The organism is Nocardia nova NBRC 15556 (assembly GCF_001613005.1).
GTDB classification, from domain to species: Bacteria; Actinomycetota; Actinomycetes; order Mycobacteriales; family Mycobacteriaceae; genus Nocardia; species Nocardia nova.
In genome coordinates, this window is sequence record NZ_BDBN01000020.1 from 34,789 (window position 1) to 48,526 (window position 13,738).

General features: G+C 66.1%; 8 protein-coding genes. 3 read left to right on the forward strand and 5 right to left on the reverse strand.

The features are described from left to right. Nucleotides 1–208: 208 nt before the first annotated feature. From NN2_RS08270 to NN2_RS08280, 3 genes are read left to right on the forward strand one after another with little or no spacing between them, the layout of a single operon-like run. Nucleotides 209–1,564: a helix-turn-helix domain-containing protein gene (locus tag NN2_RS08270; RefSeq protein WP_063011912.1), complete on the forward strand. Its 1,356-nt coding sequence runs from the start codon at nucleotides 209–211 to the stop codon at nucleotides 1,562–1,564. Further along, nucleotides 1,561–2,244, forward strand: coding sequence for a RibD family protein (locus NN2_RS08275; protein WP_063012080.1), 684 nt, complete (start codon nucleotides 1,561–1,563; stop codon nucleotides 2,242–2,244). Before NN2_RS08270 ends, NN2_RS08275 begins: the two co-directional genes overlap by 4 nt. Further along, nucleotides 2,241–2,696, forward strand: a complete 456-nt coding sequence (locus NN2_RS08280) for a deaminase (RefSeq protein ID WP_063011914.1) — start codon at nucleotides 2,241–2,243, stop codon at nucleotides 2,694–2,696. The genes NN2_RS08275 and NN2_RS08280 overlap by 4 nt, the downstream gene beginning before the upstream one ends. Nucleotides 2,697–2,917: 221 nt before the next feature. Here the strand turns inward: NN2_RS08280 and mobF are convergent, their stop codons facing one another. The 5 genes from mobF to NN2_RS08305 all read right to left on the reverse strand — a co-directional run bounded on the left by mobF (nucleotide 2,918) and on the right by NN2_RS08305 (nucleotide 13,632). After that, complete coding sequence (mobF, locus tag NN2_RS08285; RefSeq protein ID WP_063011916.1) at nucleotides 2,918–8,470, reverse strand: MobF family relaxase; 5,553 nt, start codon at nucleotides 8,468–8,470, stop codon at nucleotides 2,918–2,920. A 171-nt stretch (nucleotides 8,471–8,641) separates the two neighbouring features. Then, complete coding sequence (locus tag NN2_RS08290; protein WP_082856820.1) at nucleotides 8,642–10,099, reverse strand: site-specific integrase; 1,458 nt, start codon at nucleotides 10,097–10,099, stop codon at nucleotides 8,642–8,644. Further along, on the reverse strand, nucleotides 10,096–10,449 hold the full coding sequence (locus NN2_RS08295; protein WP_308189474.1) for a helix-turn-helix domain-containing protein: 354 nt from the start codon (nucleotides 10,447–10,449) through the stop codon (nucleotides 10,096–10,098). Before NN2_RS08295 ends, NN2_RS08290 begins: the two co-directional genes overlap by 4 nt. After that, nucleotides 10,446–11,576, reverse strand: a complete 1,131-nt coding sequence (locus NN2_RS08300) for a tyrosine-type recombinase/integrase (protein WP_227994937.1) — start codon at nucleotides 11,574–11,576, stop codon at nucleotides 10,446–10,448. The genes NN2_RS08295 and NN2_RS08300 overlap by 4 nt, the downstream gene beginning before the upstream one ends. 613 nt (nucleotides 11,577–12,189) lie before the next feature. Beyond that, nucleotides 12,190–13,632 carry a hypothetical protein gene (locus NN2_RS08305; RefSeq protein ID WP_063011918.1) on the reverse strand — a complete coding sequence of 481 codons (1,443 nt, stop codon included), beginning with the start codon at nucleotides 13,630–13,632 and terminating at the stop codon, nucleotides 12,190–12,192. Nucleotides 13,633–13,738: the final 106 nt, after the last annotated feature.

Sequence of the window (13,738 nt, forward strand, 5' to 3'; positions counted from 1 at the left end):
GTGGGGTGGATCGACGAACGAAAGGGGTGCCGGTTCGATCCGGCGGCGGGGCCTGGTATGAGGGTTGCTCCAGTCGAAAGCATTGACCACGAAGTAATTCCGCAGCTTTCCCGCAATTTTCAGTCGCTCGAGGTTGCCTAGGTGACGGCTCGGTGGGGGAGGTGTACGTTTCGATCTAGAACGCGGCACGAGCAGGGGAGCTGGGCCGATGATCGTTTATGGATGGACCGGTATCGAGGTCAAGGCATTGCGTTCCGCCATGCAACTCTCGATCGAGGAGTTCGCCCGACGGGTGGAAGTTTCCTCGCGGGCCGTCGACGGCTGGGAATCAGCCGGGGCGGCGGCGTCGTTACGTCCATCGAGCAAACGCCAGCTGGACAAAGTGCTAGCTGGTGCCTCGGATGCGGTGACGGCGAGGTTCGCGAACCTCCTGGGTGCCGCTCCGATTGACCACGACGAGGTGGATTGCTCTTCACCCGTACCGGTTACGCTGGCCAACGACACCCTCGGTCACGCGACTGTGATGGGTGCTGATGAAGCTGATCTGGTTTGGGTTCCGGCCCGAACCGCCGCTGGAGAGGTCATTCTCGTGTCACTCCCACGTCGCACGGTAATCGCTGGGATCGGGGTGAGCGCGCTCGCGTTAGCCGCTGGCGTCAAACCCGCAGCTGTCCTAGCAAATTCCCCAGAAATCGACCGGCTCGACCACTTCCATAAGCTGCGCCTGTCACTGATCGAAAGCGACAACTTGTACGGCGCCGGCGACGTCATTCCTCTGGTAGAGCAGAGTATCGAGCGAATCGGACAGCTGCGCCGCGCGGGATTCGGAGATCCGGCAGGAATGCAACGTATGAGGGTGCTCTACGCCGAGTTCGCTGCGTGGCTGCACCAGGATTGCCGAAATTGGGACCGCGCCCAGCATTGGACCGACCGCGGTCTGACGTGGTCGCACCAGCTGGGCAACCCGTACTCGATCGCCGCGGTACTGACCCGCAAGGCTCAGATCGCCAACGATATGGGCGACGGTGCCGAAGCACGGGAACTGGCTGAGGCCGCCGATCGCGCCGCACCGCCGGGAACCCGGTTCGGTGCAGTGGCGTACACATTCGCCGGTCAGGGCAGCGCGCTCATGGGGGACGAGGCGGGTAGTGGGATCGCGTTCGACCGTGCCCGGCACCTGGCCGAGGACGTAGATGCGGATCCGTCGTGGGGGTTCTTTCTCGATCACGCCTATATCGACGCACACCAAGCGCAGGGTCGGGTCGCGATGGGCGACTATCGAGGCGCGATCGATCAGTTTGGCCAGGCCATAAACAGCATGCGGTCAGGGCAGACTCGCGACCAGGCGGTCTACATCGCGCGCCAAGCTGTCGCCTACGTCCGTGCCGGCGAAGCAGAAGCAGCCGCGAAACTCGCCTCTACCGTAATCGACATCGGCGTGAGTACCGGATCAGAGCGCATCCTGCACAACGTGCGTACGGTGAACAGTATGCTGGATCCGGGCAGTAGGCAGCCTGAGATCGTTGAGTTCCGCGCCGCTGCGCAAAAGTGGTCGCTCACGTGAGCCGCACGTACGTTCTCCTCTCGGTGGCGACCAGCGTTGACGGATATCTCGATGACACCAGTCCTGAACGTTTGATGCTGTCCAACGATGCTGACTTCGACCGGGTCGATCAGGTACGCGCCGAGTCCGACGCAATTCTTGTGGGGGCAGAGACGATACGACGCGACAACCCACGGTTGATAGTCAAAAGCGAAGCACGCAAGGCGATTCGTCTAGCGGCCGGAAAGCCGTGCACTCCGCGCAAGATCACCGTTAGCGGCAGCGGCGACCTCGATCCGGATGCGAAGTTCTGGCATCACGGCGTTGACGAGAAGCCCATCGTCTACACCACGGCCGCGGGCGCTGAGAAGTTGGCAGCTCGTCTCTCTGACCTGGCCGAGGTTGTGTCTCTCGGCGAGACAGTTGACTTCGCCGCCCTCGTCGATGATCTGAGCGTCCGCGGGATCGGACAGCTGATGGTGGAGGGTGGCGGCCATATCCACACCGCTTTCCTTGCCGCAGGCCTGGCCGATGAACTGCTGATGGCGATCGGGCCAACACTCGTTGGCGAGCGTTCCGCGCCGAGGTTCCTCCGCCCCGCGGATTATCCCGGCGGACCGACGCGGCGAATGCGCCTGGTAGATATCACACAGGTCGGCGATGTTGCCGTGCTGCGTTACTACCCTAAGGAGGACTCGTGAGCGAGAACGACCACAAGCGCTGGATGAACCGAGCCATCGAACTCGCTGAGCAGTGTCCCGTCGTCGAGGGCGCCTTCTCGGTCGGCGCCGTCATCGTCGTGGACGGTGAGGAAATCGCAACCGGCTACTCCCGTGAGACCGATGAAAAGGTGCACGCCGAGGAGTCCGCGCTGAACAAACTCGCTGCGGACGATCCACGTCTCTCTCGCGCCACGATCTACAGCACCCTCGAACCATGCTCCGAGCGGGCGACGAAGACGCGGGTGCCTTGCACCGACCGCATTCTCCAGGCCGGGATCCCTGAAGTGGTCATCGCCTGGCGCGAGCCCTCAACATTCGTCGAGGACTGCGTAGGCGTAGAAAAGCTTCAGCAGGAGGGGGTAACGGTCATCGAGCTGCCCGAGCTGGCCGATGCAGCGATGGCAATGAACCGGCACCTCGACCTGTCGTAACTGTTCAGATCCGACGCACACCGCGAAAAATCAGGGAATCGGAGCGTTACCACTGGGTACCGGCAGGCGGCCGTGCCCATTTCCGCACCACCGGACCATCTCGACGAAACCGAGCCAGCTGCCATCGGCCACGCAGCCCTACGCATGCAAAACGTGTGCGGGCGGAGCAGCTCCTCGGGTTTACGCAACGTGAGTTGAGCCATCTCGGTGGTCGCGTTGTGCTAGAGCTCGGGGCTGTCGGCTTCGGCGGCTGCGTTGGTGCCGAGGGCAGGGTGTTCGAGGGCAGACCAGTTTTCGGTTCCAACTTCGCGGTTGGCGCGTTTTGCTTCTTCAGTCGTGGTTTGCTCGGGAGTGAGGCGGGCGCGGCGTGTGAGTTCGTCCTGCAATTCTGTGAGTTCGCCTGCCAGCCAGTCGGTGTCGACTGGGTTGGCGGTGTTGGTGATGCCAGGCGCCGGCCCGTAGATCGCGGCCTCGTCGTCGGCGAATTGAATGCGCAGTTGGAGGGTGCCGATCGCTTGTGTGAGTTCGGTGTCTGTGAGCATCTGGGTTGGGTTGGACGGATCGAACCCGCTGTCGCTGCCGCGATCCTGCGATGGATTGTTCTCGCTGGCCCCGGTTTCGGCGGTCAGGAGGGTGTTTGCAAACGTTTCGATGGTAGCCCGTTCGGCGGGGATTCGGGTGTGGCGCCAGTCTTTTCGCAGGAGGGCCAGTGCTGCGGCGGGCGGGTGCTGGGTGGTGATGAATGTGCAGCGGGCGGTGGTGTGGTCGGCGGGGAGGTGGTCGGGGAGGCCGGGTTGGTTGTTGTCGCGACACGTGCTGCAGAGCCCGTCGTCGCAGTGGTCGGGTTGGGTGTCGGTGCGGGCGCGTTCGAGTCCGCATGCCAGGCAGGGAAGTTGGTAGTGGTCGGGGACGGCGTAGCGGTCGTAGTCGACGGTGTCGCTGGCGCCGGCGAGGAAACTGGTGGTGTCGGCGCGTTCTGGGGCTTCGCGCGTGGGCCGGTGTCGGGTGGTGCCGGTGCCTTCGGGGACAGGCATGTGGGTGGGGTCGGTGTCGATGGCGGCGAAGGAATGGTTGTAGGTGTCGAAGAAGTCGCGGCCTCGGTCGGGGCGGCCCGGGCGTCGGTGGGCGGGGTCGATTCGTTCGGTGTGATCGCGTGCTGCGGTGCGCGGGTCGCGTCCGGGTTCGGTGTTGTCGGCGGGTCGGTGGAGGTGGGGGTTGGTGGTGGGGATGGCGGCGAGGATGAGGGCGCGGTGGTCGGGGTAGCGGTCGGCGGCCCAGCGCAGGCGCGCTACCGCGGTGGGATAGGCGCGGGTGATCAGGATGGTGATGACGCGTCGGAGGATGTCGCGTTCGGTGTCGTCGAAGTCGGCGGTGAGGCGAGTGAAGGCTTGTCGGGCTTCATCCACGCGGCCGGTGGAGACCAGTTCACCGATGGTGGGAACGATGTCGGTCGGCGTGGGACGCGCTGTGTGGTCGTCCAGTTGTGAATCGCGGTGGCCGGAGTCAGGTGAGGGCATGCGGTTCTCGTTTTCGTTTGAGGTGTGGGGGTTTCCGCTGGCGGTTGTCGGGTGGGTGAGTATTTCGATGCGCCAGGCCAGGGCGGTTGCGAGTTGATCGGCGCGCGGTGGTGCTGTGGTGTCGTCGGTGGCGGCGAGGAGCAATTCGTATGCGGTGGCGAGCAAGTCGTGTGGTGTCCAGTCGGCGGGGGCGTTGTCGATAGCGGCGATCAGGCGTGGCCATGCCGGGGCGTCGATGACGTGCTCGGCGATCGCGCGGCCCACGACGTCGTGCAGGTGTGGGGTCCACTCGGGGCGTAGGGGCTGTCCGGTGGGTGTGGCGAGGGCGGAGGGGTCTAGGCGTAGGCGGGACCAGAGGGCGGCCGCGGGCATGTCGTCGGGCAGCGGGCGCCGGTTGGCGGCGTTGGTGAGCAGTGTGTCGATGTCGAGTCCGGCTGCGGCGGCGGTGTCGAGGTGGTTGGCGAGTACGGGCCACCACGGGTCGCTGGTGATGCGGGTGTCGAGGCGTTTGGCCAGTGGTTCCCAGGTGTGGGTGGCGGTGTGGAGGTCGCCGAGGGTGTCGGTGACGCGGGCGGCGAGTTGTGTCTGGTGGTCGCGTTCGCGGACGCGGAAGCGGGTGGGGCCGGTGGGGCGTAGGTCGGTGTCGGGGATGTGATTGGCGGCCCGCCACACCGCGAGATCGGCGATGAGTTCCGGGTTGCCAAGAAGGGGCCGTGCCCACAACGGCGCGGTGCCCGCGGTCCAGTCGCAGGCGTCGGTAGTAGTCTGGGTGGCGAGGTCGGCCACGATGCGGCGCCGCGCGCGGAGCTGGCCGGCGATCGCCGCGTCGGCAAGGAGCTGAGGTAGCCCGTGTAGCCAGGGCAGAGGTCCGGTTCCGGTGGAGTGGGCGCCGCTGGTGTCGAGGCGCCAATCCAGCACGGCGGCTGGGTCTTTGGCGGTGTCGAGTTCGCGTTCGTCGATGGCTTCCAGGAGGGCGGTGGCGGGGTCTTGTCCGGCGAGGGCGAGGGTGGCCAGGTGCTGGCGCAGGACGGGGTAGGCGGGGGCGTCGGTGAGGCCGGGCAGCAGTGTTTCGGCGTCGTGGTCGAGGCGGGTGAGGACGTCGTCGCCGAGAGCGTGTTCGGTGGCGACGCCGATCGCGTCGAGGAAGACGTCGACGGCGCGACCGAGCCGACGGTGCGGGTCGAGGGCGTCGCGTAGTGCGGTGTGGGCGCTGCTGTGGGTGGCCTCGCGCGCCAGGATGTGTTGCAGGACTTCGACTGCCGTTTGGGGAAGGATGGCGGGTTCGGTCCAGAACGACAGTTCGCTGGCGTCGATGGTGGTGGGGACGTAGAGGTGGTTGGCGTGGATGCCGCGGGTGATCGCGACGTAGAGCTGGTTGCGGGACTCGCTGCCGGTGAGCACGGTGTGGCAGGTGTCGGCGGTGGTTCCTTGCGCGGAATCGATCGTCATCGCATAGCCCAGCCGGACGTGGACGCCGACGTATTCGGGTGGCAGAACGGTGGCGGCGCCTGGTTTTGCGCCGGGGCGTAAGTGGGTGACGGTGAGGCTGCCGTCGGGGTGGACGGTGTCGATGCGCCATCGGTAACCGTTGCGCACCCAGTCGGTGTCACCGACTCGCACGTGCCGGTTGTTGCGCCGAGTGCAGATGATGTCGCCCACGGAGGCGGCCAATCCGTCGCCCAACGCCGTCGCCGCCGAGGGGGTTTCGGGGGCTCGGGCGAGGCGGTCGGTGCGGGCGCGGCGGTTGAGATCGGTGACGATGTCGTGGGTCGGGGCGAGCATGATGGCTTCGCGTCCGGCGTGCTGGTCGGCGAACCATGCGCCGTAGGCTTTGTCGGCGATGGTGGCCGTGCTGCCGGAATGGATGCGCTGGTTGTCGAGGTAGAAGCCGAACCCGGCAGGGTCTGCGTCGCGGAGTTGGAGTCCGGCGGTGGCTTCGGCGGTGTCGGCGAAGCGGACCACGTGCGTCAGGGTGATCGTGTCGGGGCTGTGGGTGGTGTCGATTCCGGCGCCGCCGGCGTCGATGGCGGGCAGTTGTTTGTCATCGCCGACGCAGCGGACGGTGGCGCCACGGGCAATGAGGAATTCGAACAGCTGCAGCCGTTTTCGATCCGACAGTTTGACGTGTTCGTCGACGATGACGAGCGTCTGCTCGTCTATTTGGTGGATCCACATCGGTACGGAGGCAGGGAAATCGTCGGCTGTCCGCACCCCGTCGGTGTCGTGGTGTGGTCGGTGTCGGTCGAGGATGTGCAGGAGTCGGTCGACGGTCTCTACGCGTGCGCGGGTGGCTTCGGCGAGGATCGCGGCGGGGGCGGCTTCGGGCGCGAGGCCGAGAACTGTTCCGCCGGAGGCGCGCCAGGCGTCGACGAGCACGCGCATGGCGGTGGTTTTCCCGGTGCCTGCGGGTGCGGAGGCGACGGCGATGCGGGCGGGGGAGGTGGCGAAGTGGGTGACCATGGCGGTTTGGCCGGCGTTGAGTTTCTTGCCGTGGTTCGCCGGATCGGCGTTGTAGGCGGTGATGGCGGCGGTCACGAACCTCTGGTCGATCGTGCGTGCGCCGGGTTTCACCGACAGTTCCGCGAGGCGGTATTCGAGATCGAGTTGGCGCGCAGAAGTGAAATCCTGTGTGCCGGAGCGTGTGTAGACGCTGGCGCCGCCGCGACGCTGGAACGGTTCGGGCACCGTGGCCAGGGCGGGCTCGGCAGCGATGTCGGGGTCGGTGCGTGCGAGTGAATGCCGGGGCGAGAGCGCTTCGGCGACAACGGCGTCGGCGACCGAAGCCCAGGTGTCGCGGTCGGTGACCGCGCGGATGCGGCGCTCGGTTTCGGCGCGGACGTGGTGGTATTTCCACACCGAACGCTGCGCCGATACCACCTGCACGACCGCGCGAGCGATATCGGCGACGCCGGCCTGGTCGGGGCCCGGCCGCGGGTGTGATGGCCGGTTCAGGGTTGTGGCGAGAAGGTGGTCGAGTTGGTTGTGCCCGCCGAGGATGGTGGCGGCGTCGGCATGCCAGTCGCGGCGTTGCTGGGCCCGGGATCGGGACAGGTGTTTGGCCGGCCGGGTTTGCAGGGTCGCGACCTGGGCGAGGTGCCACATTTCCGTGGGCGTGGGTTCACGTCCGAGTTGTTGATGGAAGTCGACGGTCAGCTCACCCAGGCGGTGGCGAATCGTGGTGTCGCGGCGTGACCAGTGCCGGATCAACGACATCGGGATGCCGGCGATTTCACGGATGGGGCGTTTGTTCGGGTCGGTGCCGGGACGTTCGGTGAACTCGACACCGATATCGGCGCGCAGGTGATGCTCGAGGCGAGTGTTGTAGATCTCGCTGACGGTGACCATGTACTGGTAGATCACCGCCGCGTCGAGCGTGCGCCAGCGGCCATCGCTACCGCGGACCCGATTGGCGATGACGACGTGGGTGTGCAGATCCGGGTCCCCGCACCGTGATTCGCGATGGATGAACCGGGCGGCGATGATGCCCTCGACATCGAGTTGGCGTACCCCGTTGCGGCCCGCGCGAGTGAAGATCCCGTGCTTCTGCAGCCAGTCGAGAGCGTCGTTCACGGCGGCGTCGTGGGCGGCGGCGATGCGGTCGGCGACGGGTGTCGGGGCGATCGCCCACAACGCCGACACGCTCTTGACCGGAGAGAAAGTGATATCGAAACCGGCGACCGCCGCCGATTTCGGGCGCGAGATCTTCGCGACGAATCCCGACAACTCACGGTCATCCAATGGCAGCCGCTCATAGGTTTCGGCGAACATCGCGGTTGACACCTCGGTGCGTAACCGAGCCCGAACCGCATCCGGAATTGCCGCCCGAGGATCGAGGTCGGCGTCGATATTGTGCGCGGCGAATGCCTCCGCGCACCGTTTACGGAACTCGTTTTCCCCAGAAAATGTTCGATATGGGTTGCCTAAACGTGTGGCGCGCTCGGCTGTTGCTTTGGCTTCTTCGGCGGTGGCCCCGGAGGCGATTTGGGTGGCGATGATGCGCGCGGCGATCACTTCGGCGTCGGGGTGGCGGCCTTGACCGAACAGCGCTTTCATCTGCTCTTCGGTGACCTCGTCCCCGGGTGACAGGTCCAGGGCGGCCAGTCCGTTGCCCCACCATGTGCCGGGCTGCTCACCATGAGAGGAGTAGTAGTCGGCCAATGTTCCCGGCCCGCGGTCGGTCGAGTCGGCGGCAGCGACTTGACGCAGGTAATAGCGGTAGCTGTCTCCGGCGAGAATTTTGTGCAGTGTCGCCGTCACATATCCATCACAAGCTCAATGCGCCAGGAATTTCCAGAGGTCGAAGGGAGGTAGTTTGTATCAAAAGTGCGCATTTCGCCAGGTTGTAAGGAAATTCTTATGTTGGTGGAGTGGGTGTATAGGTTCTCGGACTTTTCGCTTCGATGCTGATAGTTCAGCTGGTTCGTGTTGTCAGAGTTGGTTGTTGTATCGCATGGCGGTGTATTGGCTCCAGGTTCGGGCGGATAGTGCTGCCCATCGTGTGGCGGTGATGGGCGCGATTCCGAGGAGTTCGGCGAGCACGGGGGTGGGCATGTCGGCTGCGAGGTGGAACAGCGCGGCGTGTCTGGCGTGGTGTGGGCGGATGCCGTGGGCGACGAGCTCGGCGCGGATGTTCTCGGTGACCAGTGCTTTTCCGGGGAGGCGGCCGGGGAAGAGCCAGATTCCGTGGTTGGCGTAGGAAGCGGGCCCGGTGTCGGTGAGGTGGTCGCGCAGGAGTTGATCGAGCGGTTCGGGCATCTCGATGGCGACGGTGTCGAAGGTGGTGGTGACGGTGCCGTCGGCCTGGAGGGCGATCTGGTCGTGGCGCATGCGGCAGATGCGTGAGAGGGGTTGGGCGAACAGCAGCATGAACAATCCGGCGATGCGGGTGTAGCGGCGGATCGAGTCGTTATGGAGCAGGGTTTCGACGTAGGCCCAGCGTTGGTCATCGGAAAGCCGGACCTGCAGATCTGGTCGGTGCGGTGGTGGAATGCGCAGGTTGTCGGTGAGGTGGGTGTTGTTGGTCCATTCGATGAATCGGGCCAGGGTGCTTCCGCGACCGGGGTATTCGGCGAGGTAGGCGTCGAGAAGGTCTTGGGTCATGTCGGCCAAGTCGATCTCGTATTCGTCGAGCCAGATCAGCAACCGGATCGCTGTGATGATGGTGGCGCGGGCGTGCTGGACAGAGCCGCGGGTCACCTTGTCCTGGGCTTCGAGATGACGGAGTCGGCGCAACAGATGCCATTGGGCGAATCGGTGGATGAGGTCGGCGTGGTGTTTGGGGAGAAGCTGAAGAATCTCGTTGAGCCAGTGGGTGGTTCGTGCGATCAGTGGCTGGTAGGGCTCGAGGACGCCGGTAGCGGTGAGCAGGTCGCGGATGTAGTTGACGGCCCGGGTGCTGGGCAGGTTGTCGAATGTTGCGTGGGAGATGGGGAGTTCCCCGATTGCCATGGCGCGCAGGATTTCCGGGCTGCTGGAGGGCTTGTTGAACCATTGCAGTGTGGAACGTGGATCCTTGGCGGTCATCCATGCGTCGAAGACGGGCTGCAGTTGCGGATGGATGTGGCCGGAAAGGTCGGCCAGCAGTTCGGCGGCTCTGTCGTGGAGGGTGCAGGCTGCGCAGAGGCGGCCGTAGTGCTTGTCTTCACTGCCGCAGCGGGGACAGGCGTAGATGGGGTCGTTGCCGGTGCAGCTCGCGCATGCCGGTCGATTCTGGTTGTCGTGGAATGCCAGCACTTTCGGCTGCGCGCAGTGCGGGCAGCGGCGGGGAGCGCGGCGGAACCGCAGTTCGCAGGCTGGGCAGACGGGCTGGTCCAGGATGGTTCGTTTGCAGCGTTCGACCTGGCCGCAGTGTCCGCATTCGGTCGTCGGTAGTGGTGTGCGCTTCATCGTTGGTTGGGATCGTGTGGCCGGCGGACCACGGCTCGGATAGGGCGGAGGTCGCCGATTCCGAGGCCTTCCAGACCGTGTCCGTCGGTGCCGGTGCGGGTCTGCTCGGCGTGGACGAGGACGGGTTCGAGCAGGTCGTTGGGTTGGCAGGCCAGGATGTCGCAGAGCGCGGCGAGTAGGTCGGTGTTGATGCGCTGTGGTGGCGTGGTGACCAGTTTGTGGACGTATTGGCGGCTCAGGTTCACTCCGCGCTCGGCCAGTAGCGGGACGAGTTCGCTGGTCTGGAAGATACCGCGGGTCGCCATCACCTGGCGCAGATGCCAATTCATCACCATGCGTCGACTGCTCACCGGAGCTCCTCAGGTGTGGTTGGGGCGGGTGCGGGGGCGTAGACGCGTTGCAGCGCTGTTCGCAGGGTTTGCTTTTTGAAGTCGTTGGAGACCGAGGCGTAGATCGCGGTGGTGGATGCGAAGTGATGGCCGACCTGTTCTTGGACGAACCGTTCCGGGTAACCGAACTCGATCAGGTGGGTGACGTAGGAGTGGCGCAGGCAGTGCAGTGTCAGTTCCGGCGCCAGTCCGGCCTCGGCGCGGATGCGGGAGAACCGCTTCTCCAGGAACGAGCCGTCGACGCGGGTGAGGCGTTCGGTGATCCAGAGTGCCGGGTGATCGGTGGCGTTGAGGATCGGGCGGGCCTGTTCGACCCATTGCCGCATGCCGGTGACGACCCAATCGAATTCGGGAACGGTCAATACGGTTCGCCGGCGTGGTGTGCTGCCGCGGGTGGCCTTGCCGTAGCGCACGTGCACGGATCCGTAGGTGCCCCATTGCGGCATATGCGGATTCGGGTGCAGGTCTACCAGCTCCAATCGGCAGAGCTCGGTGCGGCGTAGGCCGTATGCGTAGCAGGTTTTGATCATCTGGGCATCTCGCAGGGCGGCCAAGGCGCCCTTGCGGCCGGAGGTGGCGATTCGTTCGACGCGTTCGTCGAGAGTGTCGAACAGCCACTGCAGCTCGTCGTAGGACAACGGTCGCCGGCCGGGTCGTCCTTCGTAGTCGACGAGGTGGGCGACGGTGTTCCACTCGTGACAGATCTGCTCGGGCACCTGTCCGAACCGGTCGCGGCATTGCCGCATCCACTCATAGCGCGGGTCGGTCAGGTAGTCGCAGAACATGCGCAGGACCAGGTGATAGCCGCGGATCGTGGACGGCGCTAGGCGCCCGCCGGAGTCGCTGGTCAGCGACACGGTGAAGTCCTCGACGTCGGCAGCCGTCCACGACCACGGGTAAGAGTCGCTGAATTCGGCGAACCGGCGCAGCAGCGATATGCGCGGCTCGATCGTCGATATCGACAACATCCGCGACTTCTGTTGGTTCGCCCAGCCCTTCAACATCGCGTCGAACACCGCCGCCGGCTCGTCGAGATGGCGCACGCCCTCAACGAGAACCAGCCCCGCGGAACCAGGGATCTCGGCCAACTCCGCTCCAGATTCGTCAACGGAAAAGCGACTTTGTCGCCTCACCGTAGCCGCGGGTTCGGAGCGTGCATCGACACAGAGGTCGGCCGGGCGCGCCACAGTCAGCCAGCGCGAAAAGTCCACCAGCGCAGTTGGATAACTGTCGCGTTACCGTCCATAGTCCGACTTGTCTTCCGCAATGCAAGAGGTCTGCGGTGGGTGAGTGAATGTGGGGGTGAGGGGGTGAGGGGTTATGGGGAATGGGGTTATGGGTGTGAGCGGAATAGGTGGTGTTGTGGGTGAGTGAGTGTGGGGTAAGTGGGTGAGAGTGAATGTGGAGAGTGCTGGGGCCTGCGAGCTGGCTGTCGCAGGCCCCACGGCGAGCAGCGAGCACGACTGCGCCGCGGTCGCGCGGCGCAGCGGTCAGTCGCGCGGGCGCTTGTCGTCGCCCGGCGTGCGGGTGCCGGGGACGGTCATGAGCGGGTGGCCGGAGAGCGCGAAGCCGATGAGCAGTCCGACGACGAAGATGAGCAGGTCGTGCACGAGAAACTCCTTGCAGGAGAGGATGAGTGGTGGCCGGTCCGTCGCGGGAGGGGTGTCACCGCGACGGACCGGGGATCGAGACTCGCGCGTTTTAGGCGGCGACGGTCTGGCGTGTGGGTGGGGTGACGAGGCCGAGCCAGACGCGGCATTCGGTGCAGAACCCGTCGTCGTGGATGGCGCGGATGCGGGTGCACCCTTCGCAGCGGGCCTGGCGCTGCCCGGCACCGGCCACCGGGCCACGACGGCGCCGCGACGCGGACGTGGCCTGTGCCGCACCGGGTTCGGCGGCGGTCTGCGAGTGGGCGGCCTGCTCGATGTGTTCGGGTTGGGGAAGGTGTTCGTCGATGATGGCGGTCAGCCAGCGCGGCGCGCGGTGGCGTGTCTCAGCGAGCAGGGCGGGCGCGGCACCCGGATAGCTGGTGGCCAGGAACCGGCAGTACGTGCGGGCGAGATCGGTGGCTGTGAACCCAGCGGGGAGCTCGGGCAGGCGCGGGGTGCGGTCGTCGCTGCGGCAGGAGTCGCACAACCCGTCGTCGCTACGCCGCCGTCCACCGACGGAGTGGATGAGGCGCTGGTCGCGGGTGGAGCGTTCGATGAAGCAGGCGACGCAGCGCCACCCCGAGATCGGGGTCATGGCTTCGCGGGTGTAGTCGACGCTGTCGCCGTGGAACGGCAACTGCGCCCGAAGGTCTCCGCGCACACCGGTGCGGGTGTCGGCGTAGGCGAGCGCGTTGTCGTGGGAGACGCGGCGGCTGTGTTCGGCGGTCGCGGCGTCGTGGGTGTGCTGTTCGGCAACGTGGTGGACGAACTCGAGGTCCCACCGCGCCTGCACCTCCTCGTCGCTACGCGGCTGCGCGCCCTGCACCCGCAGCGACGCGGAGGGTGCGGGTTCGGCGAGCAGGCCGAGGTCGCGGAACCGCTGTTCGGTGGCGCGGGTGCGGGCGATCTCTCGGGCCATGGTGTCGCGGTGCAGGTCCTCGGCGATGTAGCCGGTGACCACGTCGGGCTCGATGGGCGCGGGTCGGCGCTTGCCGCGCGCGCGGACACGGGCGGTGATCTGCTCGGGTGTCATGCGGGACTTGTCGGTTGCCCGTGAGGGTGCGAGGTAGACGCGGGCGGGCGGGTTGCGCCACAACCGGATCGAGGTCGGTGCGGTCTCGGCGGCAGTGAGTGGGGCGTAGTCGCGGAAGGCTTCCTCGTCGACGCTGCTGCCGTTGGCGCGGGCACGCTGTTCCAGGATCGCGATCCGCTCCTCCCGCTCGCGCACGTAGAGGCCGGGGTCGGTGTCGGGCAGCAACCGCGCCAGCAACTCGCGTTTCGGTTCGTGGTAGCGGAACGCGGCTTCCAGGCGCAGCAGCGCGGTGCGGAAGGGGTAGAGGGTGAAGGTGTCGACCATGGCGTCGAGCACCTCGCGCTCACCGGGGGTGGTGTGGGTGAGTGCGGTGGTGAAGGTGCGGCGGGCGGCGCGGCGGTCGCTGGTGATGCTGTAGTCGAGGTGGGCGATGGCATCGAGGAAGGTGCTGGTTTCGGTCACGAGAGTTCGTCCTGTCGTCGAAGAGGGGATGTGCGAGCACCCGCCGGGACCGTCACGGCCCCGATCGAACACGCGGGTGTCGGGCCGGTCGTGGTGACCAGCCGAG

Coding starts and splice junctions, on each gene's coding strand:
- NN2_RS08270 (WP_063011912.1), top strand. CDS start 209: ATGATCGTTTATGGATGGACCGGTATCGAGGTCAAGGCATTGCGTTCC.
- NN2_RS08290 (WP_082856820.1), bottom strand. CDS start 10,099: ATGAAGCGCACACCACTACCGACGACCGAATGCGGACACTGCGGCCAG.